This window comes from Allostigmatella hybrida (assembly GCF_020103775.1).
GTDB classification, from domain to species: Bacteria; Myxococcota; Myxococcia; order Myxococcales; family Myxococcaceae; genus Hyalangium; species Hyalangium aurantiaca.
In genome coordinates this window covers 115,421-141,287 of the sequence record NZ_JAHXBH010000003.1, presented here as the reverse complement: position 1 = coordinate 141,287, position 25,867 = coordinate 115,421, and the positions used below count along the sequence as shown (strand labels likewise).

The window sequence follows — 25,867 nt, the reverse complement described above, 5'->3', positions numbered from 1 at the left end:
TCATGGCGGCCCAGCGCGGCACGCGCGTGCTGCGCATCGTCCAGGAGGACGATCCCGTCATGGGCTCGCCCTATCCCAAGGCCTCGCTGTGGCTGCGCGTGGGCGCGCGCCTGGTGGACGTGGCCGTGGCCTGGGGGCTGGCGGCCGTGTGCGGCGCGGCGGGCTCCGTGGTGGCGCTGCTCTTCCTGCTCCTGGCCGATGGGATGATTCAGGGCCAGAGCGTGGGCAAGCGCATCTTCGGGGTGAAGGTGATGCACCTGCCCACCCGGTCTGCGGCGCGCCACCGCGACAGCACCCTGCGCAATGCGCCGCTGGCGCTCATCGTGCTCCTGGGAATGATGCCCCTGCCGCTGGGCCAGGTGGCCGCGGGGGCGGGCCTGGTGGTCATCGGGGGGCTGGAGGCGTGGCGGGTCCTGAGGGATCCGCTCGGCTGGCGGCTGGGCGACAGGTGGGCCCAGACGCAGGTGGTGGACGGGAAAGTGGTGGCGGGGGCGACGGTGGCTCCCCGCACGCCGGTGGCGCATGAGCGCGCCCCGGGACGGTTGCTCTCCGCGGCCAAGGTGCGCCGCGGCCGTGTGCTGAAGAAGGTAAGAAAGGGAAAGCCGTGCGCATCGCGTTGACGCACAACCTCAGGCTGTCCGATCTGGAAGAAGAGGCGGAGTTCGACACCCAGGAGACGGTCAATGCCCTGGCGGGCGCCATCGAGCGGCTCGGCCACCGGCTGGAGCGCTTCGAGGTCAGCGGTCCCGCCTCGCGCACCGTGGCCCGGTTGGAGGCCTACAGCCCGGATCTCATCTTCAACACCGCCGAGGGCCGGCGCGGCCGCTTCCGCGAGGCCTTCTATCCGGCGCTCTTCGACGAGCTGGGCTTCCCGTACACCGGCAGCGATGCGTACGCGCTGGCCATCACCCTGGACAAGCAGCTCACCAAGCTCATCCTCGCCAAGCACGGCATCCGCACGCCGGGCTGGCAGTACGTGGAGAAGCTCAGCGAGCTGACGGCGGAGAACCTGCACTTCCCCGTCATCGTCAAGCCCAACTTCGAAGGCTCCTCCAAGGGCATCACCCAGGACTCCATCGCGGAGACGCTGGAGGAGGTGCACGAGAAGGTGACGCAGGCGCTCGCCAAGTACCCGGCCGGCGTGCTGGTCGAGGAGTATATCAGTGGCAGGGACTTGACGGTGCCCTTCCTGGCCGCGGTGGACAACGACTACGACGGGGTCCTCTCACCCGTGGAGTACGTCATGGATCCGGCCACCACCGAGGGCCGCAAGTACCAGATCTATGACTACGAGCTGAAGACGAAGCACAACACCGCCGTGCGCGTGCGCGCCCCCGCGAGCATCTCCGCGAAGACCGCGGAGGACGTGCGCAAGATGGCGCGGACCATCTTCCAGGTGCTCGACTGCCGGGACCTGGGCCGCATCGACTTCCGGCTCAGCGACGCAGGGGTGCCGTACTTCCTGGAGATCAACGCGCTGCCCAGCCTGGAGCCGGGCGCCGGCATCTACGCCGCCGCGGAGCTGGACGGGCTGCACCTGGATGGGGTCATCAACTCCATCATCCAGAGCGCCGCCAAGCGCTACAAGATCAAGGACTCGGCCCGGCGCCAGGGCAAGCCCGCGCGCAAGACGGGTCCGCTGCGCGTGGGGTTCACCTACAACGTCAAGCGCGTGAAGCCCACGGTGGATGCCTCGGAGGACAGCGAGGCCGAGTACGACTCGCCGGCCACGCTCCAGGCCATCCGCGAGGCCATCGCCTCGTGGGGCCACGAGGTGGTGGACCTGGAGGCCAGCCCGGAGCTGCCCAGCGTGCTGGCCAGCACGCCCCTGGACGTGGTGTTCAACATCGCCGAGGGCTTCAAGGGCCGCAACCGCGAGAGCCAGGTGCCCGCGATGCTGGAGCTGCTGGACATCCCCTACACGGGAAGCGATCCGGCCACGCTCTCCATCGCGCTCGACAAGGCGCTGGCGAAGAAGATCGTCCGCCAGGCGGGCATCCACACGCCAAACTTCCAGTTGATGATCACCGGCAAGGAGCGGCTCAACAAGGACTTCACCACCTTCCCGCTCATCGTGAAGCCGGTGGCGGAGGGCTCCTCCAAGGGCGTGGTGAGCAAGAGCGTCTGCCACAGCGAGGCGGAGCTGCGCGAAGTGGTCAAGGAGATCGCCAGCAAGTACCAGCAGCCGGCCCTCATCGAGGAGTACATCCGGGGCCGCGAGTTCACCGTGGGCCTGCTGGGCGAGCGCCGGCCGCGCGTGCTGCCCCCGATGGAGATCGTCTTCCTGGACAAGGAAGAGAAGAACCCCGTCTACAGCTTCCAGCACAAGCTGGATTGGACCGATCGCATCCGCTACGACGCGCCCGCGAAGATCGAGCCCGCGCTCCTGGAGCGGCTGCGCACCGCGGCGCGCGGCTCGTTCATGGCGCTCGGGTGCCGGGACGTGGCTCGCATCGACTTCCGCATGGATGACAAGGGGCGCATCTACTTCATCGAGTGCAACCCGCTGCCGGGCCTGACGCCAGGCTGGAGCGATCTGGTGCTCATCGCCCAGGGCGCCGGCATGGACTACCGCGGGCTCATCGGGGAGATCATGGCCCCGGCCATCCGCCGCTACAAGGAGCGGGAGGCCCGCCGCGCCGCAGACGAGCAGCCCCCCGCCAAGGTCATCCTGGAGAAGAGCGCCCAGGAGAAGGCCGCCGGGGAGGAGAAGTCCGGCAACGGCCACCACGGCACGCCCGCCCCGGTGAGCGGGGATCCCCGGACGGAGCCCAAGCCCTCCTGATCAGGGGATGTCGCGGCCCTCGCCGAAGTCGAGCACCCAGAAGGCCGGCTTCGGCTCCGGTTGCGCCTCCAGGGCCGCGCGCAGCCGGGTGACGGGCTCCTCCTGCCCGTCATCCGCCAGCCGGAAGGTACCAAAGTGCATGGGCACGGTGACCTGGGCCGCCAGGTCCTGGTGGGCCTGCACCGCCTGCTCGGGCGAGACGTGCACCACCTCCATGAAGGCCTCGGGCCGGAAGGCGCCGATGGGGAGCACGGCGAGCCGGGGCGGGCCGAAGCGCTCGCGCACCTGGCGGAAGTGTTTGCCGTAGCCGGTGTCTCCCGCGAAGTACGTCACCCCCGAGGGGCCCTGGAGCACGTAGCTCGTCCACAGCGTGCCGTCCTTGTCGCTCAGCCCCCGGTTGGAGAAGTGGTGCGCCGGGGTGCTCACCAGCTTCACCTCCGGGCTGAGTTGCACCTCCTGCCACCAGTCCAGCTCCACCGTGTTGCGCAGCCCCTTGGACTCGAGGAACGCCCGGTTCCCCAGCCCCGCGAAGAAGCGCACGTTCGGGAACTGCGCCGCCAGGCGCTTCAGCGTCGGCACGTCCATGTGATCGTAATGGTTGTGGCTGAGGATGACCGCGTCGATGGGGGGCAGGTCCTCGAAGCGCACGCCCGGCGGGCGCACGCGGTGGGGGCCCGCGAAGGACACGGGGCTGCAGCGATCCGACCAGATGGGGTCCGTCAGCACGTTCAGCCCATCGAGCTGGAGGAGCGTGGTGGCGTGGTTGATGAATGTCACCCGCAGTGCCCCCCGGGGCACACGCCGGGGCGGAGGCGGGCCCGGAGGAGCCTCCGTCCAGTCCTGCCAGGGGCCTTGCTGCTTGTTGAGCTGCCAGTCCCAGAAGCCCATCTGGGCCTTGCGCGGATCCTGGTTGTGAAACCGCTCCCCGTCGAAGTGATCTGACTTGGGCCCCTGGTACATGGGGGCGGAGAAGGCGTGGCAGCCCACCCCCATCGCCGTGGCCCCGAGCAGGCCGGACAATCCGAGCACGGTGAGCCAGGTGCGGCGCCGCCGGGTCATGGTCATGGAGAGGCTCCGGGGAAAAGCGGGAAGTCACCTGTTTTAGCCCAGGAAAAGGGCACGGGGGGCCCTGGAAATCCGAAACCTGGGAAGGACCGCAGGCCCCGGACGAGCCGCCCTCTACGTCAGCGACGAAAGTTGTGGTGAGATGGAGGCCGAGCAACCAAGCACTCGGGTGACGGTCCATGTCGGGACGCCAGGTGGGCGGCAGGTACATCCTGGAAAAGAAGATCGCCGGCGGTGGCATGGGTGCCATCTGGCTGGCGCATGATCCCCAGTTGGATCGCAAGGTCGCGCTCAAGCTGACGACCTCGCTGCGCATCTCCTCGGACTCGGCCCGGCGCCAGTTCGAGCAGGAGGCGCGCGCGATCGCCCATTTCCGCCACCCGAACGTGGTGCAGATCTACGACTTCGGCCTGGACAAGGGCGAGGACCCGTACATCGTCATGGAGCTGCTCGACGGGGAGGACCTCGAGGCCCGGTTGCGGCGGCAGCCACAGCTTCCCCCGGGCGCCGTGGCCTCCATCCTGCTCCAGGTGGGCAAGGCGCTAACGGCCGCGCACACGGCGGGGATCGTCCACCGCGATCTCAAGCCCGCGAACATCTTCCTGGCCCGTGTCGATGGCGAAGAGGTGGTGAAGATCCTCGACTTCGGCCTGGCGCGGCTGGTGAAGCGCTCGGAGGAGGTCTCCTTCGACACGCCCGCGGATGGGATGATCGGCACGCTGCGCTACATGAGCCCCGAGCAGATCCGGGGCGACCGCGCGCTCGATCACCGCAGTGATTTGTGGTCCATCGCGGTCGTGACTTTCCGGGCGCTCACCGGGCAGTTTCCCTTCACGCTCGAGCTCGTCGGCCCGCTGCTGTCGGGCACGTTCCACCCGCCCGAGACGGCCCCCTCCACGATGAACCTGGGGTTGAGCGCGGAGCTGGACGGGTTCTTCAAGCGCGCGCTGCACCCGGACCCCGCCCTGCGCTTCGGCTCCTCGCACGAGATGGTGTCCTCTTTCGCCACCCTCGTGAAGACGGCGGAGCGGCCCCAGGCGTGCAAGATCCTCGTGGTGGATGACGAGGCGGACGTGGAGATGCTGCTCAAGCAGGCCTTCCGCCGGCAGATCCGCGACAACGTCTACCAGTTCCTCTTCGCCTCCGATGGCGAGAACGCGCTGGAGAAGCTGCGCCAGTCGCCCGACATCGAGGTGGTCGTCACGGACATCAACATGCCGCGCATGGACGGGCTGGCCCTGCTCAGCCGCGTCAGCGAGGCCTATCCGCTCGCCAAGGTCATCATCGTCTCGGCCTACAGCGACATGACCAACATCCGCACGGCGATGAACCGGGGGGCCTACGACTTCCTGGTCAAGCCGCTGGACTTCCAGGATCTGGAGACGACGCTCAACAAGACGCTCCGGCACGTGCGGGAGCTGCGGCAGATGGCGCGCTCCATCAAGGAGAACGAGCTGCTGGCGCTGTTCGTCCAGAGCACGGTCCTGTCGCTGCTGCGCACGCTCACGCAGGGGCGCGAGGCGCTGGCCGGCGAGCGCGTGGACTCCACCGTGGTGTTCATTGGCCTCAAGGGCCTCACCGCCGCCACGCGCCACGAGGCGCCCGTGGGCATCGTCCAGAAGCTCAACGACAGCCTCCACATCATCGTCCCCGAGCTGACGTCGCGGCAGGGCGTGGTGGACCGGTTCATGGGCGACACGGTGATGGCCGTGTTCCGGGGCCACGAGCACCTCTACCGGGCGATGGCAGCCTGCATCTCCATCCGCCAGGAGCTCCAGACGCGCGCCTTCCGCTCGGGCGACGCCTCCCCGTACGCGCATGGGGTCAGCATCGGGCTGGACTCGGGAAAGGTGGTCGCCGGTGGGCTGGGGAGTCATGATCTCGGACGGCTGGACTACGCCGTGCTGGGGGACGTGGTGACCACCTCCGCGGCCCTGTCCTCGCTGGCGGGGCGGGATCAGATCCTGGTGACCGAGCGGCTCATCGAGCGGTTGGCGGAGCGCTTCCGGTGCCAGCACCTGGGGGCGCGGATGCTCCCGGGGAGCGGTGAGCCCGTGAATCTCTACGAGGTTCTTGGGCCGTACAATATGCCGGCACTGCCCGACGACTCCGCGACCAATCCGAACACGCAGTGAAGCGCTTCCGAGGGAGGGGCGGGGGCAGTGACACCCAGCAGCTGTCCGCGCATGCCGCGCGGCCGATGGAGGTCCCCTCTCATGCAGATGACGAAGACCGAGTCTTCGCTGTTCGATGCCTATCCCTGCACCGAGAAGTACGAGCTGTCCTCGGGCGCCGTCTGCGCGGTGCCCTACGTCTGCCGCTCCGCGGACATGCTGGTGCTCCACGGACCGGCGGACCTTGAGGCCGTCCGGGGCCTGCTCGCGGGGCAGCGCTACCAGCCGGTGTCCCTCGGGGGCGGCCAGTGCGCCATGTCGCTCTGGGTGGCGGACTACCACGACACCACGTGCGGGCCTTACAAGGAGTTCATCGTCGCCTTCATGGTGTCGCTGAAGCCGGTGGAGGTGGCGGTCCACGCGCCGATGGAGATGCTCCAGCCACTGGGCCATCCCGAGGTCACCACGTTTTGTTACAAGCTGGTGCTGGATCAGCAAGTGCCCATCGACTTTGGCCGGGAGGTTCACGGCCACGCCAAGCACCCGGCGCCCCAGCCCGTGAACATCGCCTTCGGCGCCCCGTGGTGCCAGTTCGACATCGCCTGTGACGGCAAGCCGCTCGTTCAGGGTCGCGTCCGCTACCCGGCGGAGCCGGCCGGGTTCCAGCGGCTCTCCGTGGGCTTCGTCACCCCCAAGGAAGTGTTCCAGACGCGCAACATCATGCACTTCGAGATGGAGTCGCGCCTGCGGCTGTTCGGCGAGGGGGATGCGTTCTCGCTCTCCGGCGAGAGCCCGCTGGGCCGCACGCTCGTGCCGCTGAACTACACGCCCCAGGTGGTGCAGTACCTGCCCCGGGTCCGCTTCGTGATGCCCAAGCCCCTCAACTGGCACGGGCCGGAGGGCCGATGAGCCCTTCAGGCCGCAAGTACGTCGACCATCCGTCGCTCCAGGTCTACCCCCCGCCGAGCCTGTGCCAGGACGTCAACCTGTCCGTCTTCTTCCTCAAGGGGCGGCAGGACCGGCTCCAGGCGCTCTGTGACCGGTTCCTCAACGAGCCCTCGGGGGGCGCGGTCCACTATCGCCCACGGTTGCCCTTCGTGATGCTGACGTTCCAGCACGTGGGCCGGCTGTCCTCGGAGGCCGAAGGCTTCCGGGACTGGGGCTTCACCTCCGAGCGCGAGGTGACATTCTGGATCGCCGCCAGCGACACCCGGCGGCACGGGCCGGATGAGCTGTGCCAGCGCGTGGAGCTCTTCGTCCCGTACATCTACACGGACAACCCGTGGGCAGTGGCCGGGGGGCGGGAGATCTACGGCTTTCCGAAGCAGGCCGCCGACATCCGCATGCCCGGCACGGGGCAGGGCGCGGGGGCCTTCGAGGTGCGGACCCTGGCATACCGCACGCTCAGCCCAGGCACGCGGGCCGAGGTGGCCCGCCTGCTGCTGCTGGAGCGGGCGGATGGCCAGTCCATGGACCTGGACCTGGGCATGTCCTCGGACACGGACGGCGCCGAGGGCTTCCGGGCGGAGAACCTGCTTCAGCAGGTGGGCGTGCTCCGGGACGAGCTGGGCTCGCTGCTCGACTTCAACTTCGAGGTGGGCTCGCGCATCCTCGACTTCCTGTTCCGGCCCACCTTGCCCATGGTCTTCCTCAAGCAGTTCCGCGGGGTGGGGACCCGCACGGACGCGTGCTACCAGGCCATCGTGGGCGCGGAGGCCGACCAGCTCAAGCTCCGCGGGCTGCGGCTGCTGCCCCGGCGCTTCCGGCTGACGATCGATTCGCTGGCCACGCAGCCACTGGCGGAGGATCTCGGGCTGGAGCTCAACTCCCGGGGCCAGCTGTCCATCGCCGGGGGACTGCAAATCCAGTTCGATTTCCGGCTCAACGAAGGACACCTCATCTGGAGCGGTTCATGACGGAGGGCGGTGCGGCGGCACCTCGGAAGAAGGTCGTGGTGCTGGGGGGCGGTGCCGGGGCGCTGACGACGGCCTATTACCTGTCGAGCACGCCCGAGCTGCGCGCCCGGTACGAAGTCACGGTCTACCAGGTGGGCTGGCGGCTGGGGGGCAAGGGCGCCAGCGGGCGAGGGCCCCACGGGCGCATCGAGGAGCATGGGCTGCACATCTTCTGGGGCTTCTACGAGAACGCCTTCCAGTTGATGCGCGCGTGTTACCGGGAGATGAACCGGCCTGCGACGATGCCCCTGGCCACCTTCGAGCAGGCCTTCCTGCCGAGGGACTTGCTGGCCCTGCAGGAGCTCGTCCACGGCACGTGGCAGCGCTGGGTCATTCCGTTCCCCTCGAACTCCCGCTCGCCAGGGATGTCCGACTGCATCGACTCCTCCCAGGAGATTCTGGGGGTCCTGTTCCAGACCATCCTGGGCCTCTTCGACCGGACCCAGGGGCTGCTGGTGGGCACGGCGGCGGAGGGCACCGCTCAGGACTTTCTTGGCAGGCTCCGCGAGGTACTGGCGGAGAACATGGGGCGGGGGGCCGACCTGCTCCTGTCCGTGCGCCTGCTCGTGCAGGAGGGGCAGCGGCTGCTGGAGCAGGCCCATGTGCGCGTGCTCGCGGTGCTCCGGGGCGAGGTGGAAGTGCGTGGGATGCTGGACGCGGCGCTGCTCGACACGCTGCGCGGCTTCCTGCGCTGGCTGTGGGCCCGGTTCACGCCCCTGCTGGAGTCGAACTTCCTGCTCTTCCAGATGTGCGTGGGGCTGGACTTCCTGGTGGCCAACCTCGTCGGCATCCTCTCGGATCAGGTGTTCGTCCGGGGCTTCAACGCCATCGAGGAGATGGACTACCGCGCGTGGCTGGCGAAGCACGGGGCCCACGAGCTGACGCTGAAGTCGGCGCTGGCGCGCACCATCTACGACGCGGCCATGTCCATGGTGGATGGGGATCCCGACCGCCAGGCCATCGGCGCGGGCAGCGCGCTCCGGGCGCTGCTGCGCATCGGGCTCACGTACCAGGGGCACATCGCCTACGAGTTCGCCGCCTCCATGGGTGACGTCATCTTCGTGCCGCTCTACGAGGCGTGCCGGAAGAACGGGGTGCGCTTCCAGTTCTTCCACCGGGTGGAGGAGTTGGTCGCGGACGACGTGACGGGCCTGCCGCAGATCCGGCGCATCCGCATCGGGCGCCAGGTGACGCTGAAGGATCCCTCGCGGGAGTACGAGCCCCTCATCTATGTGAAGAACCTGCCGTGCTGGCCCAGCCAGCCGCTGTGGGATCAGCTCCTGGAGGGCGACAACCTCCTCCGGGAGGGCATCAACCTGGAGTCCTTCTACACGCCGTGGCGGAGTGTGGAGGAGCGCGTCCTGGAGGCGGGCCGGGACTTCGACCATGTCGTCTTCGGCATCCCCGTGGCCTCGGTGCCCTTTCTCTGTCCGAGCCTCGTGGAGAAGAACGCCGCGTGGCGGCGGATGGTGGAGCAGGTGGCCACCATCCAGACGCAGTCCTTCCAGATCTGGACATCCAAGGACCTGAGCGCCATGGGGTGGACGGTGGGCAGCCCCATGCTCACCGGCTACGTCGAGCCCATCGACACGTGGGCGGACATGACGAACCTGCTGCCCCGGGAGGGCTGGGCCCAGCCCAATGCGCCCCGCACCGTGGCCTACTTCTGTGGCCCCCAGCCGGGCCCGCGCCAGCCGCCCCCCCCGGACGCGCACGCCTTTCCCACGCAGGAGACGGAGCGGGCCCGGCAGGACGCAGTCCACTTCCTGAACCACCACATCGGCGTGCTCTGGCCGCGTGCCACCCAGCCCCGGGCGCCAGGCGCGTTCGACTGGACGCTGCTGGTGCCCTCGAATGGCGGGGAAGGGGAGGCGCGCTTCGAGACCCAGTACTGGCGCGCCAACGTGGATCCGAGCGAGCGCTACACGCTGGCCCTGCCCGGCACGTTCAAGGCGCGGATCCGTCCGGACCGGACGGGCTTCGCCAACCTGTCCATCTGCGGGGACTGGGTGGACAACGGCTTCTACATTGGCGCGGCGGAGGGGGCCGTCATCTCCGGCATGCTCGCCTTCCGCGCAGTGACCGGGCAGCCGCTGCCCATCTCCGGTGAGGCGTTCTGGTACCGATGAGTGACAGGGTGGGACAGACGGGGCGCCAGGGCCGCAAGCGCAGGATCGTCATCCTGGGCGGTGGCGTGGGCGCCATGACGGCGGCGTACGGGCTGACGAGCGCCCCCGGGTGGAAGGACCAGTACGAGGTCGTCCTCTACACCCTGGGCTGGCGGCTGGGCGGCAAGGGCGCCAGCGGCCGCAACGCGGACGTGGCCCAGCGCATCGAGGAGCATGGCCTCCATGTGTGGATGGGCCACTACGAGAATGCCTTCCGGATGATGCGGCAGGTCTACGCGGAGCTGGGCCGCCGCCGGGGCGCGCCGCTGGCCACGCTGGAGGAGGCCTTCAAGAAGCAGTCGCTCATCACCCTGTTCGAGCGCACCCCCCAGGGCTGGGTGGACTGGAACTTCCACTTCCCCACCAACACGAAGGAGCCCGGGCAGGGGGAGGGCATGGAGCCGCATTCGCTGGCCGATGCCCTGGACCGGGGGCTTCAGCTGCTGGTGGACCAGCTGCGCGGCGCGCCGGGGGCGGGCCTCGCGGCGGCGACCCCTCCGCCCGAGTCGTTGCCCGCCCAGGTCGAGGGGGTGATGCGCTCCCTGGGGCTGCCGCTCCTGCCGAGGCTCGGGGCGCCGGGAATCGGCCGCACGCTCCAGCTCGCGCAGCAGCTCGCCGCCCGGCTGCCGCGAGGGCAGGGGGCGCAGGACTCGAACCACCTCCAGGCGATCCTCTGGCTCATCGAGGAGGCCTGGGGCCGCCTGTCGGCGCGCGTCGTCCGCCACTGGGAGGACAGCGCCGTGCGCAAGCTCTGGTCCCTGCTGGAGCTGGGGCTCGTCATCGCCCGGGGCATCCTGCGGGACCGGGTGCTGGAGACCGGCTTCAACGGCATCGATGGCGAGGACTTCCGGGCCTGGCTCGCGCGCCATGGCGCCAGCGACTTCACGCTGTACCGGGCCCCCCTCGTCCCGGGCATGTACGCCCTGCTGTTCGCCTACGTGAAGGGCGACCCGGCCCACCAGTCGCTGGCCGCGGGCGTGGCCACGCGCTTCCTGCTGCGCATGGGGCTCACGTACAAGGGCGCCATCTTCTACAAGATGCGCGCGGGCATGGGGGACGTGGTGTTCGCGCCCCTCTACGAGGTGCTGAAGCGGCGCGGGGTGGAGTTCCACTTCTTCCACAAGGTGGACCAGCTCCGGGTCAACTCGCTCACGCGCAACATCGACCGGGTGGAGATGACGCGCCAGGTGACGCTGAAGGACCCGGCGGCCGGGTACCAGCCGCTCGTGGACGTGCTCGGCTTGCCGTGCTGGCCCGACCGGCCCCGCTACGAGCAGCTCATCGAGGGCGAGCAGCTCCAGGACTCCCGCATCAACCTGGAGTCCGCCTGGGCGCCCCGCGGGAAGAGCGAGCAGTACGTCACCCTGGAGCGGGGCCGGGACTACGACTTGCTCGTCATGGGCATCTCCCTGGGGGCCTTCCCCCACGTGGCCGGGGAGCTGCTGGAGCACAGCCCGCGCTGGCAGCGCATGGTAGAGGCGCTCCAGACGAACCAGACGATGGGCGTGCAGTTGTGGCTGTCACGCAGCCTGGAGGGGCTGGGCTGGCGGGAGGAGCCCACGGTGTCCACCACCTACGCCGAGCCGGTGAACACCTACGCGGACATGTCCCAACTGCTTCCCCGGGAGCCGTGGCCCGCGGGCACCGTGCGCAACCTGGCCTACTTCACCGCGCCGCTCACCGACGCCCCGGAGATTCCGCCCTTCACCGACACGGACTTTCCCCGGCGGGAGCACGCGCGGCTCAAGGAGATCGCCCTGCGCTGGTTCCGGGAGTGGACGGGCGCGCTGTGGCCCCATGCGACGGGCTACAACCCCACGGCCCTGAACTGGGAGCTGCTCGTGGACCTGGACGGCGCCCGCCGGGGCGTGGACCGCTTCGACAGCCAGTTCTGGAAGGCCAATATCGATCCGTCCGAGCGCTATGTGCTGTCGCTGCCGGGCTCCACCGAGGCCCGGCTCGGCTCGCACGACTCCGGGTACAACGGGCTGTACCTGGCGGGTGACTGGACGCTCACGGGGCTCAACTGCGGGTGCGTGGAGGCGGCGGTGATGTCCGGCCTCCAGGCCGCCCAGGCCATCTCCGGCACCCCGGCGCACATCTCCGGGGAGAGCGACTTCTAAGCCCTGCCCCCCGCTCAGGCGCGGGGGGACTGGGAGCGGGGGCCGCTGGGCAGCACCACGATGAACTCCGCGTACTGGCCCTCCTCGGACTCCACCACCAGCTTGCCCCCCAGGGAGACCACGACGATGTCGTGGCTGATGGACAGGCCCAGCCCGGTGCCTTCCCCGGTGGGCTTGGTGGTGAAGAACGGGGTGAAGAGCTTCTCGCGCGCCGCCTGTGGAATGCCCTGGCCGTTGTCCCGGACCCGGATCTCCACGTTGCTGCCCGTCCACCGGGTGGACACCTTCACCCGGGGCTCCTCGACGGGCTCGGCGGGGCGGACCTTGTCGCTCGCCGCATAGCAGGCGTTGTCCACCAGGTTGAGCACCACCCGGCGGATGTCGTCGGACACCAGGTCCACCTCGGGCACCTGGGTGTCGTAGGAGGTCTCGATGACGACGTTGCGCCGGGAGCTCTTGGCGTTCAGGCCGTGGTGAACGAGCCGGACGGCCTCCTCCACGAGCTGGTTCACGTTGGTGCGCCGCCGCTCGCCCCGGTTGCTGCGCGCGTGCTGGAGCATCCCGTCGATGATGCCGCTGGCGCGCTGGCCGTGCTCGCGGATCTTCTGGGTGTTCAGCTCCAGCTCGTCCAGCAGGGTGTTGAGCTCCTCCTGCTGCCGGTCGATCTGCGGCTTGTCGAGGCCGGGCTGGAGCAGCGGGCGCATCTCCTGGCGCAGCTCGCGCACCCGGTCGGTGGACAGCAGGGCGAAGTTGGTCACGAAGTTGAGCGGGTTCTTCAGCTCGTGGGCGATGCCGGCGGTGAGCGAGCCCAGGGAGGCGAGCTTCTCCTGGGTGACGATCTGCGCATGCATGGTCTTGAGCGTCTCGAGCGCCCGGTGCAGCTCCGCGTTCTTGCTGTGCAGCTCCTGCGTCCGGTCCGCGACGCGCTCCTCCAGCGTGTGGCTGTAGTCCTCGAGCCGCCGGTACAGCTCCGCGTTCTCGATGGAGATGGAGGCCTGGGCGGTGAGCATGCCTAGCACCTTGAGCCGGCTGGCGTTGAAGGCCCCCGGCGTCAGGTTGTTCTCCAGGTAGAACAGCCCGAGCGTCTGCCCCCGGTGACGGATGGGCATGCAGAGCACCGAGCGGACCCCGTTGCGGATGACGTACTCGTCATTCTGGTAGGGGGCCGTGGAGGAGGCATCGTCCAGGAGGACCGGCGTCCCGGCGCGCAGGGCCTGCTCGACCACGGGGCGGCACAGCGCGCTGCTCTGGGAGAGCAGGTGGGGCGGCTCCGGGGCCATGTCGCGGCGCCGCACCTCGCCCGAGGCCTCGACGAAGTAGTCCGCCCCGCGCTTGAGCGCCAGCACCCCGCGCTGGGCCCCGGCGCTCTCCATGATGACGTGGATGAGGTTGTCGACGAGCTGGGGGAAGAGGATCTCGCTGGAGATGGCCTGGGAGGCCTTCATCGCCGAGGCCATGTCCAGGGACTCGACGAGCGACTCGGAGTTGGTGGGCGAGGTGGGGGAGGTGGGGTGCGTGTTGGGGTGCGTGCTCGGCTGGGTGCTCGGGTGGGTGGTGGCCCCGCGCTCCGTGGCCGTCGTCCCGCCCCGGGCCTTGGGGTTCCAGTAGCGCAGCGTGGAGCCCTGGGACATGAGCAGGTTGGACTGCTCCTGCGTCAGCAGCCGGGTCTTGCCCGTGGCGCCCCAGCGCTCGTAGGCGTAGAGGGCCTCCAGCAGGTAGGCGGAGGCGATGATGCGGCGCTCCCGGAGGGTGAGGAAGCGGAAGGTCAGCTCGCACGCCAGCGCCTCCACACCCAGGAATCCGCTCTCTCTCGCTGCGGCGATGGCCCGCTCGAAGGTGACGAGCGCCTCGTCGTCGTGCCCCTTCGCCTGGGCCTTCTCCGCGCTGACCAGCAGGAAGTAGGGCGCGAAGCTCCCGGGGTTCCGGCGGGCGCACTTCTCCAGGAAGGCCCGGTGCCGCTCGGCCACCTGGAGCAGCTCCTCGCGGCGCTCCTCGCTCTCCCCCGTGGAGACGGCCACCGCGCTCAGCGCGTGGTAGAAGGCGAAGGTGGCCACCTGGAACAGGCCGGCCACGAAGGGCAGCAGCGGCTCGGCCTCCTCGGCCTTCGCCAGCGCCTCCTGCGGGGTGCTCAGCAGGTAGAGCCGCTCCAGCTCGCCCAGCGCCTGGTAGGCCCGGGCCGTGTTCCCCTCGCTCCGGGGCGTGCTCTGGAGCAGGGGCTCCTCGCTGCCGGTGAGCGCCAGCACCGTCCGGTGGGCCGCCAGGAACATCTCCAGCGCATCCGGATCCCGCTTCGTCTGGAGGAACTCGATGAAGCGGCCGTTCTCCGCCTGGAGCTCCTTCAGCGGATCTCCCACCGAGAGGCGGCGCCACAGCCGGACGATGACGCAGTGTCCCGCGTAGATCCAATCGCCGCTCTCCATCGAGCCCTTGTAGGCCTCGGTGAACTCGCTGATGCCCTCGCGGGCGTTGCGCGTCCAGTGATCGATGAGCCCCGCGCGCAGATAACGGACGCGGGCGTGCAGCATGGGCGCCCGGAAGCGCGCGGACAGCTCCACGGCGAGCTGGCCGAACTCGCTGCCCGTGGCGGGATCATCGATGACGGAGGACAGCAGCACGCCGTAGATGACGTAGCCGAAGGCGGACAGGCTGCTGTGGCCATGCTCCAGGGAGATCCGGACGATGCGCAGCGCCAGCAGCGCGAACAGCCCCTGATGGACCATGTACGCGGAGGCCGCGATGCTGGCCAGCAGGTTGAGCGCGAGCTCCTGGTTGGGATCGCTCATGGGCGGCAGCCCGAGCAGCGCCGCGGCCCGGCGGCCCTGAAGCCGCTCGGCCACGGCGGTCAGCTCCTGGCCCAGCTCCGCCTGGCCCGGCTCCGCGGGCAGGTCCACGCCCAGCAGCCGCAGGCCCTCCAGGCCCAGCTGGATGGCCTCCGTGTGCTGGCTGTTGAGCGAGGCCAGGGTGGCCCGCATCGCGAGCACGTCCGCCTTCTGCGCCACGGAGCGCGCCTGCTCCAGCAGCGTGGCGAAGCCCGTGGAGGCCGCGGCGAAGTCCCCCGCCAGGTAGCTGGACTCGGCCAGCTCGAGCTGGAGCGGGAGGATCCGCTCGTACTCGTCCCGCCAGGCGGTGACGTCAAGCAGCGCGATGCCGGTGCGGAACAGGTTGCAAGCGGTGCGGTAGGCCCCCGAGGCCTTCGCCTGGCGCCCGGCCTTCAAGTGCAGGTCCGCCAGCTCCTGGCGCAGCGCCGCGGTGCTCACCTGCTCCGGGGCGTAGGCCACGTGCGGCAGGATGTTGAAGGCCCGCGCTTCGATGGCCCCTGCCGCCCGGGCATCCTCCAGCAGCCGCAGGCCGATCTGCGTGTGCCGCCCGGCGCGCTCCTCCTGGGGGAGTTGCAGGTAGGCCGCCTGGCGGACGCGCTCGTGGAGGAAGCGGAAGGTCAGCTCCAGATCCGCCGGCAGGACGAGGCCACCCTGGGGATCCAGCAGCAGGTAGTCCTTGCTGAGGGGGAGCACGAGCCCCTGCTCGATGGCGCTCCACAGCGTGCGCGCGGTCTCCGCCGCGGTGGCCTGGCGCACCACGGTCAGGTCCTTGAAGTGGAACACGCTGCCCAGGCAGGCCGCGTACTGGAGCACCTCCGTGGTCTCTGGCGGCAGGCGGCGGATCTCGGCCGCCATCAGGTCCGCCACGTCGTTGGGAATCTCCCGGGCGTCGATCTGCGCGAGATCCCAATCCCACCGGCCCGCGCTCGCGTCGAAGCGCAGCAGCCGCTGGTCGTGCAAGAAGCGCAGGAACTCGCGCACGGCGAAGGGGTTGCCGCCGGTGCGGGCGTGGAGGAGCTGGCCCAGCTCCAGCGCGTTCAGGGGCTCGGCGGAGGTCGCCTCGCGCACCATCCGCACCACCTCCTCGATGCCGAGCGGGGAGACGCGGATCTCCTGGAAGGGGCTCTCGGCGGAGCGCAGGCTGGCCAGGGCCTGCTCGAGGGGATGGGAAGGGGAGAGCTCCGTGCTCCGGTAGGCGCAGAGGAGCAGCAGGTGGTGGCTGTCGGGCTCGCACGCCAGCGACTGCATCCACGAGAGCGTCGCGACGTCCGCCCACTGGAGATCATCCAGGAAGATGACGAGCGGGCGCTCGGGCCGCGTGAAGGCCTGGAGCGCCTGCACGAGCACGCGGTTGAGGCGGTTGCGGGACTCGGAGGACGGAAGCGGGGTGGGCGGGGGCTGCTCACCCAGCAGCGCGCGCACCTCCGGGACGGCCTGGACGAGCACGGACGTGTTCACGCCCAGCGCGTCCTTCAGGCGCCGCTGGACGCGCGCCGTCTCCGGGCCGCCCTCCTCGCTCATCTGCTGGACGAGGTGGTTCAGGACTTGATGGACGGCGTCGAAGGGCACCCCGCGCTGGAGCGGATCGCACTTGCCCGTGGCGAACAGGCCCTGGTGGGCGGCCGTCACCCGGTGCAGCTCGTTGACGAGGGAGGACTTGCCAATGCCCGGCGAGCCGGTGATGAAGAGCAGCTCGCTGCTGCCCTTCACGGCGCGCTCGTGGGCCTCCTTCAATTGATCGACGTCCGCGGCGCGCCCGTAGAAGCCCTGGGGCAGGCGGAACTGGTGGGTCCGGTCCGAGGTGCCCAGCGGAAAGGACGAGACGAGCTGCCATTCCTTCAGGCGGCGCCGGCACTCCTCCAGGTCCGCGATGAGGCCGAAGGCCGTCTGGTACCGGGCCTCGGGATCCTTGGCGAGCAGCTTGACGACGATGGCGGAGATCGGCTCTGGGATGGCGGGCACCAGCTCGCGGGGCGAGGGGGGCATCTGCGCCACGTGGGCATGGAGCAGCTCCAGCGGCGTCTCGGACTCGAAGACGTGGCGGTGGGTGAGCAGCTCGAAGAAGGTGGCGCCCAGGGCATAGAAGTCCGCGCGGTAGTCCACGCCGCGGTTCATCCGCCCCGTCTGCTCGGGCGCCATGTAGGCCAGGGTTCCCGTGAGCACCGTGGGGTTGTCGGGGGTAACGGCCTCCACCGCGATGGCCACCGAGATGGAGAAGTCGGCGATCTTCAGCAGCCCCGTGTCGGGGTTGACGATGATGTTCTGCGGCTTGATGTCCTTGTGGATGACGCCATGCCGGTGGATGTGCCCCAGCGCCGTGGTGATGCGGATGGCGTAGTCGAGGAACGTCTCCACCCCCAGCGCCCCGCGTTCCTCCAGCAGGTGGTGGAGCGAACGGCCGCCGAAGTCCTCCAGCACGAGCGCGGCCCGGTCGGTGAACTCCTCCACGCCGAACACCTGGATGATGCCATCGCCCTCCACGCGGCGGGCGATGGCGTACTCGCGCTGGATCTCCAGGGTGCGGCGCCGGTCCAGGTAGTCGCTGCCGGGCAGCTTGAGGATGACGGGGCACTCATCCTTGAGCCGCGTCGCGCGAACGAGCATCGAGCGCGAGCTCTCGTGAATCGTCTCGTGGAAGGTGTATCCCGCCCGACTGGCCATGGGGCTCCCTGGAGCCCCTGCCGGTGGGGTCTCCCGGACAAGCCTAGCGAAGCGGTATGACCCGTGCAGCCATGCCCTGGGGCCACTACATGGCGAAGCCGACGGCCACGTTGGTGACGAGCTTTTTCGTGTCCGGAGATCGGATCAACTCGAAACCCACGGCGGGGATCGCCAGATTTCGCAGGTAAGCGCGCAAACCCACCCCCGGGGCGACATATCGGGTAGGGTGGCTGTTCCAGCGTGTGGCACCGACATCCACGAAGGCATGGGCGGTGAAGGTGGCGAAGCGCGGGCTCCAGAGGGGGGCCTGGTACTCGACGGTGAGCATGCCCGCCTCCTCGGCCCACAGGCCCGCGTTGACGAAGCCGCGGCTGCCCGTGCGGCCTCCCAACAGCACCGCGTCCAGCGTGGGGTCGCCGTTCGAGCGCTCGTAGGCCCCGCTGAAGGTGAGGGAGTGGTCACTGAACACCGCCTGGGTGTAGCTGGCGCCCAGGGACACCTGACGCAGATCTCGCGCGGAGCCGAGGAAGTTCAGTCCCTCGCGGTAGCGCACGCGGGCCGAGAGCCCCTCGTTGAAATAGAAGTGGAAGTCCTGGCCCTGGTACTCCGCCGCCACCGTCACCCCGTGCACATCGCTCCGGGGCGGCGAGAGCGTGTAGCCCTCCCGCACGGAGGGGCGGTTGGTGAGGCTGAACCAGCCCGCGCCCACGTTCAGCTCGGGCGTCAGCTGGTAGCCCAGCACCCCTCCGAAATCGAGGCGCTGGTCCTCGTAGCTGTCGGCGATGGCGTCGTCCTGGTAGCGCTCGCGATCCGCCCGGGAGAAGAGGAACGAGAGATCTCCTGTCCAGCGGCTGCCGAGGATGCCGGGATCCTTATAGAGGGCAAAGGCACTACCGCCCCGGTTGGAGATGATGCCGCCGCCCACCAGCACCTTGTTGAGGCCGAGCAGGTTGGACTCCAGGGCGAAGATGCCGGCCTGCCACCGGTTCTTGCCGCTGGAGAAGAAGGGCACGGGCAGGAGCGTCCAGCGCTCCTCCACCACCACCTGGAGCACCACGCCGGTGCTGCCTGGCTGGGTGAGCACCTCCACGCTCTTGAAGAGCTTGAGGTTGAGCAGCCGCCGCTTCAGCTCGCCCTTCATGTCGGGCTTCACCGCATCGCCCGGGGCCACGCGCAGCGCGCGCAGGATGACGAAGTCCTGGGTGCGCGTGTTGCCTTTGACTTCGATCCGCTCGACGCGGCTGTCCTCTTCCTCGCGCGAAGCCGCTTCCGGGACGGAAGGGGCGGCCTCGGCGGGAGGCAGGGCCTCTTCGAGCACCTCCGGCACGGGCTCCTGCGCCCCCGAAGTCATCGGGGCCAGCACCGCCACGGAAGCCGTGGCGGTGAGGGTGCGCAGCCAACGGACAGACACCGGGTGGGGATGTGTCTTCACCATAAAGCCGGAGGACCGCGAAGGAGGTTAACGCGCGGAGGACTTCACGGGCTCCGGCATGTCGGAGGGCTCGGCCAGGCTGTTGCCGGTGGGATCGAACAGCCCCATGGCCCGGGCCAGCGCCAGCCGCGACAGCCGGAGGTTGAGCTCCTCGGCCACGGCCGACAGCTCCGCGGCGGCCAGCGACGCGTTGATGTCCGTCACCTGGAGGTAGGTGGCGGCGCCCGCCTCGAAGCTCTCCTTGGTGAGACGCGCCGTCTCCCGGGCGATCTTCACCCGGTCTTCGGCCGTTTTGAGGTTGACCTCGGCGGTGCCCAGCTCCAGCGCCGCGCGGCGCACCTCGTCGCGCGCCCGCTGCTCGGCGCCACGCAGGTTGGCGTTGGCCTCGGCGATCTTCGCCGAGCCCTCGCGGATGTTGGCCTCGCGCAGGCCGCCGTCGAACAGCGTCCAGGAGAGCGCCAGGCCCGCGGTCCAGGCCGTGGTCTGCCCGGTGAGGCCCGCGGCGTTGCTCGCGGTGAAGCCGCCGGTGGCGTAGAGGTTGGGGAAGTACTGGAAGATGTACTGCCGGCGGCCGAGGCGGGCGATGTCCACGCTGAGGCGGGCGGCGCCCACGTCCTGGCGCTTGTCGAGCGCCGTCTGCTCCGCGGTCTCCGGGTTGGCCGCCTCGGCGGGCACCGCGACCTCGGGTTCACTGGGCGGGGCCACGTCGAAGTCCACGGGGCGCGCGAGCAGCGCCGCCAGCGAGCTGCGGGCAGAGGCATAGGAGTTGCGGCTGCGGACCAGCTCCTGCTCGGCCTGCTTGCGGTCCAGCGTCGCGCGCAGCACGGCCAGGCGCTCCACGTCACCGACGTCGAAGCGCACCTGGGCATCGCGCTCGAAGCCGCGGCGCACCTCGAGCAGCTGCTCCTGGACGGCGAGCGAGTCCCGGAGGCTCGCCGCCCCCAGATAGGCCTGCGCCACGGCGAAGAGCAGCTGCCGGCGCGCATCCTCCACGGTCAGGGCCGCGACGCGCTCGCCCAGGTAGGCGCTCTGGATGGCGGGCCACAGCTGCGGGACGATCAGCGCCTGCCGCAGGGTGCCCTGCGCGCCGAGCTGGTTGGCCTGCTGGATGGCGACGGGGGGCTGATCCGGGAGGAGCGGAATCAGCACTTCCTGCTGCCGCGTGTAGGAGGCATTGAGGACGATGTTGGGCAGGTAGCCCGACCATGCCTTGTTGCTGAGCTCATCGGCCTGGCGCAGCCGGGCACGGGCGGCCTCCAGGCTCGGGTTCTGCTTCTCCGCCAGGTTGATGGCCTGCTCGAAGGAGAGCACGGGCAGCGAGGGGGCCGTGGTGGAGGAGGGCGCCGTGGGCGAGGCGGCGGCGGCCTCTGGAGAAGAGGGTGCCGCTGCTTCCGGGGCCTCCCGGGTGGGAGCGTCGGAGGCGCTGGGTGCCTGGGTCAACAAGAGGCCGGACAGGAGGGTGCGGATAAACATAAAGGTCGAGAGACGGCTTCGAGGAAAGGAAGAGGATGCACAGGGGGCGCTGCGGGCCCTTTGCAGGGACCCGCTCCAAGCGCCGGGCTGGACCAACGGGGGCTAGGTATCGACAGGCTGCGGGGCGCAGCCGGTCTGTTTCGCGCTCATGCCCTGGATGAGACGCTCGACGATGTCGAAGAGCGCGGTCTGATAGTGGGGCTCCAGCATGCCGAGAAGATTGCCGAGCCCCGTCTCGATGAGGGTGGTGATCTGCGCGTAGAGCTTCTGGCCCTCCGCGGTGAGCTGGATGGAGACGCTGCGCCGGTCTTCTGGCGAGCGCGTCCGCTCGACGAAATCCATCTTCTCGAGCCGGTCGACGACCCCGGTGATGCTCTTGTCGTGGATGGCCGCGCGCCGCGCGAGCACGCCGATGTGCAGCGGCCCCTCATACCCCAGCCACATGATGACGTGGAACTGGGGCGAGCTGAGCTGCAGGTTCTCGCACAGCAGCGAGATGGGATCCCTCAACATCGAGCGGGTGCGGCCAGCCCGCATCAGCATCTCGTGGAGGCGGGAACCCATGTCGCGCAGGTGGGCAGGCAGCTCCGGCGCGGAGGACTGCTCCGGCGCCGGGGCCTGCTCTGGCGACAGCGGGGTTTCAATCATGACACCCCTCCCACCCGGCTCCGGGGAGCCGTCTCCGGCACCTCGTGGGCCGCATGCTGCGGCACCACGTGGGGCGCGCCATGGCCCTTGCGGCGCTTGAACCGCATGGAGAGCGAATCCAGCAGCGAGTACACCACCGGCACCACCACGAGCGTCAGCACCGTGGAGGTGATGAGGCCACCGATGATGACGAGCGCCATGGGCACGCGCGTCTCGGCGCCGTCACCGCGGGCGAGGGCCACCGGCACCATGCCGGCGATCATCGCGATGGTGGTCATCAGGATGGGCCGCAGACGGATGGGGGCCGCATGGAGCAGCGCGTCGTGGGCGTTCTTGCCCTCCTCGCGCAGCTGCTGGGTGAAGTCCACCAGGAGGATGCCGTTCTTCACCACCAGGCCCATGAGCATGATGATGCCGATGAAGGCGAACATCGACATGGCCTGCCCGGTCACCAGCAGCGCGCCGATGGCGCCGATGAAGGAGAAGGGCAGGGAGATCATGATCGTGAAGGGGTGGATGAGGCTCTCGAACTGGGCGGCGAGGATCATGTAGAGCAGCACGATGCCGAGCAGCAGCGCCTGGATGAAGGCGGACACCGTCTTGCCCATTTCCTTGGCGTTACCCGCGAAGTCGTAGATGACGCTCTTGGGCAGCTCCTGGGCGCCGTACGAGGTGAGGGAGCTCATGGCCTCGCCCAGGCTGTAGCCCGGCGCCAGGTTGGCGAGCATGGTGATCTGCCGCTTCTGACTCTCGCGGTCGATCTGCACCGGGCCCTCGGAGGGGACGATCTTGGCGACGTTGCGCAGCTCCACGAGCGTGCCGTTGGGGGCGCGCACGGGCAGCTGGCCCATGGCCTCGGCGGAGGCGAGGGTCGCCGGGGGCAGGCGCACGGTGATGTCGTAGGTCTCACCGCCCTCGCGGTAGTCGGCGATCTTGTCCTGGCCCAGGAAGGCACGCAGCGTGGAGCCGAGCTGGGCGGGGGCGATGCCCAGCTGCGCGGCGCGCTCGCGGTCCACCTGCACGTCGTACTGGGGCTTGCCGGAGCGGTAGGTGGAGTCCACGTCCACCAGGCCGGGGTTCTTCAGCATGAACTGGCGCACCTTCTCGGCCGAGGCGATCAGCTCCTCCCAGTTGTCGCCGCGCAGGTTGAACTGCACCTGCTGCGTGTTGCCGCCACCGCCCACCGCGGAGATGTCCTGCACGGAGACGATGACGCCCGGGCGCTGCGGCAGGTTCTGGCGCAGGTAGGTCTTGAGGTCCTCCTGGCCGAAGTTGCGCTGCTTGATGGACACGAGGTTCACGTGGATGTCGCCCTTGTTCACCTGCTCCTGGACGCCACCACCGATGGTGATGAAGGTCGAGGCGATGCCCGGCAGGGCCCGGATCTGCTGATCCAGCGACGCCACCACCGCCTGGGTGTCCTCCACCGTGGAGCCGATGGGCAGCTCCACCGCGACCTTGATGTTGCCGTTGTCCGAGGAGGGGATGAAGGTGAACTTGAGGAAGCCCGCCATCATGATGGTGAGCACGAGGATGGCCACCGCCACGCCCAGCGAGACGAAGCGCCAGTGGAGGACCTTCTCCAGCACCTTGTGGTAGCCGCGCTCCGTGGCGACCAGCATGCGCTCGATGGCGGCGCTGACCTTGTTGCCCGGGCCCCCGTGCTCCTGGAGCAGGCGGCTGGAGAGCATGGGGGTGAGGATCATCGACACGGAGTAGGAGATCATCACCGCCACCGCCACGGTGACGCCGAACTGGTAGAAGAACTGGCCGATCATGCCTTCCATGAAGGCCACCGGGATGAACACCGCCACGATGGCGAGCGTCACCGCGAGCACGGCCACGGCGATCTGGCCGGTGCCCTCGAGCGCGGCTTCCGCGGGCGATTTGCCCTCTTCCATGTGACGCACGATGTTCTCGATGACCACGATGGCGTCATCGATGAGCAGACCGATGGAGAGCGTCAGCGCCAGCATGGTGATCATGTTGAAGGTGAAGCCCAGCGCCGCCATGATGGCGAAGGTGCCCACCACGGACACGGGCAGCGCGATGGCCGCCACGATGGTGGAGCGCAGGTTGCGCAGGAACACGAGCACGATGACCACGGCGAGCACGCCACCCAGCACCATGTCGAACTGCACGCTGGCGATGGAGGAGCGGATGAAGCGCGAGTTGTCCGAGATGGTGGACACGTACACGCCCTTGGCCTCCAGGGTGCGGTTGAGCTCGGCGAGCGAGGCCGTCACGCTCTCGGCCACCTGCACCGTGTTGGTGCCCGACTGCTTGCGGACCGTGAGGGCCACGGCCGTGCGGCCCGCGTCGCTGGCCGCGCCACGCGCCTCCTCGGGGCCGTCCACCACGTCCGCCACGTCGCGGATGCGGATGGGCGCGCCCTGGGGGCTGGCGATGATGAGGTTGCGCAGCTCCTCCACGTTCTTCACTTCCGAGGTGAGGCGCACCACGCGCTCACGGCCGCTGTCGGTGGCCCGGCCACCCGGCACGTCCAGGTTCTGGGCCGCGATGGCCTGGCTCACGTCGCTGACGGCCAGCCCGTAGCCGCGCAGCCGCTGCGGGTCCACCACGAGCTGGATCTGCCGCTCGCGGCCACCCACCACGGTGATGCTTCCCACGCCGCCCTGGCGCTGGAGCGCGGGCTTGACGACGTCCTCCGCCAGCTGCGTCATCTCCTCGATGGGCAGCGCGCCGGAGAGCGAGAGGGTGAGGATGGGCGCCGCGCCGATGTCGAACTTCTCGACCACCGGCGTGTCGATCTCCTCGGGCAGCTGCTGGAGCGTGGCCTGGACGCGGTCACGCACGTCCTGGGCGGCGATGTCCGGGTTGGTGTCGAGCGTGAACTGGATGATGATCTGGCTGACGCTCTCCAGGTTGACGGACTTGAGGGTGTCCACCCCGTTGAGGGTGTTGAGCGCCTCCTCCAGGGGGTCCGAGATGTTCTTCTCGATCGTCTCGGGGTCGGCGCCCGGGAGCACCGTGGTGATCGTGACGACGGGGAACTCCACGTCGGGGAACTGGTCCACGCCGATGCGCGGATAGGAGAAGAGGCCGAACACGACCACCGCCGCCATCAGCATGGCGGTGAAGATGGGCCTTTTGATGAATGTCTTGAGAGGATTCATGGTGGTTGGCGGGCTTTCGCTCGACTCGCTTTAAAGGTTCACTGCACCACGCGGACGGCGGTGCCGTCCTTCATCGGAAGGCTCGCGTCGGCAACGACTTGCTCCTGCGAGGACAGCCCTTCCACCACGCGCACATAGCCGGGCAGCACGCGCTGGACCTTCACGTCGCGCCGCTGCACCTTGCCGTCCTGCACCACCCACACGAAGCCCTGCTGGCCCTTGCTGCTCACCGCCTGGGCGGGCAGGAACAGGCCCTGGTCCCCGGCGGCCTCACCCGCGACGGCCGAGAAGTCCAGCTCCACGAGCGCGCCGGGACGCAGGGTGGCCTCGGACTTGCCGGGCACCACGTCCGCGAGCACCTCCACGGTGCGGCTCTGCGGATCGATGACGGCGCCCAGGTTGGCCACCTTCACCTCGAAGCGCGCGCCGCTCGGGTTGAGCGTGCCCTGGGCGACGGTGCCCTGCTGGATGCGGTCGATGATGGCCTCGGGCACCAGCACGCGCACCTCCAGGCCCTCGGTGTCCACGATGCCGAAGATGTTGGTGCTGGTGTTGACCATGTCCCCCACGTTCTTGTTGCGCGCGGTGATGACGCCGTCGAACGGGGCCACGATGCTCGCGTCCTTCAGCATCTGCTGGGCGTTCTTGTAGGCGGCCGAGGCCTGGGCGGCCTGGGCCTGGGCCTGGCGGAAGCCCACCTCGGCCTTGTCCAGCCCCGACTGGGCCAGGCTGCCCGAGGTGGCGAGCTTGCGGGCCCGCTCCACGTCGATGGTGGCGCCATCCAGCAGCGCCGCGGCGGCGGACCGGGCGGCGGCCGCCTGCTCCACGGCGATCTGCAGGGTGTCGGTGTCCAGCTGGGCCAGGACCTGGCCCTTCTTCACCTTGTCGCCCACCTTGACGAGCACGCGGGTGAGGGGCCCCGAGGCCCGGGCACTCAGCGTGGCCTCCTGCTTGGAGCGCAGCTGCCCCGTCGCCTGCATCACGTTGGCCTCCAGCTTCGTGGCCGGGGCAATGGCCTTCACGCCCAGGGCGTTGGACGTCTGGGTGGCGTCAGGAGCGGGCAGGGCCGCCTTGGCGCTTGCGCCGCCCGAGCACCCACCCGCCGCCACCGCCACCATCGCCGCCGCCATCACTGCCTTCACTCCGATGCGCTTCGTCACGGTCGTCCCGCTCCTGCCGGTCTTGCCTCGGGAGATTTCTCCCGGAACCCCGGCGATACATCAGCCAAAAGATCTTGGACGGGGATATACCCCAATCTAGATATCCTGCAATACAGAATATCTTGTGTGCGGCTATCCCGCGTGGTGGGTAATCCACGCCAGGTATGACAGCCAGGGCTACCTGGGCTGCCTGCTCCACGGGCACCCGAGAGGGGGTGGCCGGAGCGGCCGGGGGAGGCTACGCCGCACTGCATCAGGGCGCGCTTGTAGTACGGGACGCGCCGGAAGGGCGCCATCCTTTCGTGAGGACTGCGCGCGTCCACCCGG

Annotated in this window: 14 protein-coding genes; 7 read left to right on the top strand and 7 right to left on the bottom strand. The window is 69.4% G+C overall.

The features are described 5' to 3' along the window. The first annotated feature begins 2 nt into the window (after positions 1-2). Together KY661_RS07665 and KY661_RS07660 are read left to right on the top strand one after the other, a co-directional pair. On the top strand, positions 3-620 hold the full coding sequence (locus KY661_RS07665; protein ID WP_225409793.1) for an RDD family protein: 618 nt from the start codon (positions 3-5) through the stop codon (positions 618-620). Beyond that, positions 605-2,785 (top strand): D-alanine--D-alanine ligase family protein, encoded by a 2,181-nt coding sequence (locus KY661_RS07660; RefSeq protein WP_225409586.1) that lies wholly within the window; start codon positions 605-607, stop codon positions 2,783-2,785. Before KY661_RS07665 ends, KY661_RS07660 begins: the two co-directional genes overlap by 16 nt. Here the strand turns inward: KY661_RS07660 and KY661_RS07655 are convergent, their stop codons facing one another. Then, positions 2,786-3,850 (bottom strand): MBL fold metallo-hydrolase, encoded by a 1,065-nt coding sequence (locus tag KY661_RS07655; protein WP_225409585.1) that lies wholly within the window; start codon positions 3,848-3,850, stop codon positions 2,786-2,788. A 179-nt stretch (positions 3,851-4,029) separates the two neighbouring features. On the opposite strand from KY661_RS07655, the gene KY661_RS07650 reads away from it, so the two are divergent. The 5 genes from KY661_RS07650 (at position 4,030) to KY661_RS07630 (ending at position 12,210) form a co-directional block, all read left to right on the top strand. Beyond that, complete coding sequence (locus KY661_RS07650) at positions 4,030-5,985, top strand: protein kinase domain-containing protein (RefSeq protein WP_225409584.1); 1,956 nt, start codon at positions 4,030-4,032, stop codon at positions 5,983-5,985. Between the two features lie 81 nt (positions 5,986-6,066). Then, complete coding sequence (locus KY661_RS07645; RefSeq protein ID WP_225409583.1) at positions 6,067-6,873, top strand: acetoacetate decarboxylase family protein; 807 nt, start codon at positions 6,067-6,069, stop codon at positions 6,871-6,873. Next, a complete protein-coding gene (locus KY661_RS07640; protein ID WP_225409582.1) occupies positions 6,870-7,880 on the top strand; it encodes an acetoacetate decarboxylase family protein in 1,011 nt (336 codons plus the stop codon). Before KY661_RS07645 ends, KY661_RS07640 begins: the two co-directional genes overlap by 4 nt. Further along, positions 7,877-10,048: an NAD(P)-binding protein gene (locus tag KY661_RS07635; RefSeq protein WP_225409581.1), complete on the top strand. Its 2,172-nt coding sequence runs from the start codon at positions 7,877-7,879 to the stop codon at positions 10,046-10,048. The genes KY661_RS07640 and KY661_RS07635 overlap by 4 nt, the downstream gene beginning before the upstream one ends. Beyond that, positions 10,045-12,210, top strand: coding sequence for an FAD-dependent oxidoreductase (locus KY661_RS07630; protein WP_225409580.1), 2,166 nt, complete (start codon positions 10,045-10,047; stop codon positions 12,208-12,210). Before KY661_RS07635 ends, KY661_RS07630 begins: the two co-directional genes overlap by 4 nt. A gap of 14 nt (positions 12,211-12,224) precedes the next feature. Here KY661_RS07630 and KY661_RS07625 read toward each other — a convergent pair whose 3' ends face one another. The 6 genes from KY661_RS07625 to KY661_RS07600 all read right to left on the bottom strand — a co-directional run bounded on the left by KY661_RS07625 (position 12,225) and on the right by KY661_RS07600 (position 25,540). Beyond that, complete coding sequence (locus KY661_RS07625; RefSeq protein WP_225409579.1) at positions 12,225-17,690, bottom strand: trifunctional serine/threonine-protein kinase/ATP-binding protein/sensor histidine kinase; 5,466 nt, start codon at positions 17,688-17,690, stop codon at positions 12,225-12,227. 85 nt (positions 17,691-17,775) lie between these two features. Beyond that, on the bottom strand, positions 17,776-19,101 hold the full coding sequence (locus tag KY661_RS07620; protein ID WP_225409578.1) for a BamA/TamA family outer membrane protein: 1,326 nt from the start codon (positions 19,099-19,101) through the stop codon (positions 17,776-17,778). Between the two features lie 48 nt (positions 19,102-19,149). Next, on the bottom strand, positions 19,150-20,595 hold the full coding sequence (locus tag KY661_RS07615) for a TolC family protein (protein ID WP_225409577.1): 1,446 nt from the start codon (positions 20,593-20,595) through the stop codon (positions 19,150-19,152). A 102-nt stretch (positions 20,596-20,697) separates the two neighbouring features. Further along, complete coding sequence (locus KY661_RS07610; protein WP_075005253.1) at positions 20,698-21,243, bottom strand: MarR family winged helix-turn-helix transcriptional regulator; 546 nt, start codon at positions 21,241-21,243, stop codon at positions 20,698-20,700. Further along, on the bottom strand, positions 21,240-24,380 hold the full coding sequence (locus KY661_RS07605) for an efflux RND transporter permease subunit (RefSeq protein WP_225409576.1): 3,141 nt from the start codon (positions 24,378-24,380) through the stop codon (positions 21,240-21,242). The genes KY661_RS07610 and KY661_RS07605 overlap by 4 nt, the downstream gene beginning before the upstream one ends. A 38-nt stretch (positions 24,381-24,418) precedes the next feature. Continuing rightward, positions 24,419-25,540, bottom strand: a complete 1,122-nt coding sequence (locus KY661_RS07600; protein WP_225409575.1) for an efflux RND transporter periplasmic adaptor subunit — start codon at positions 25,538-25,540, stop codon at positions 24,419-24,421. Positions 25,541-25,867 lie beyond the last annotated feature (327 nt).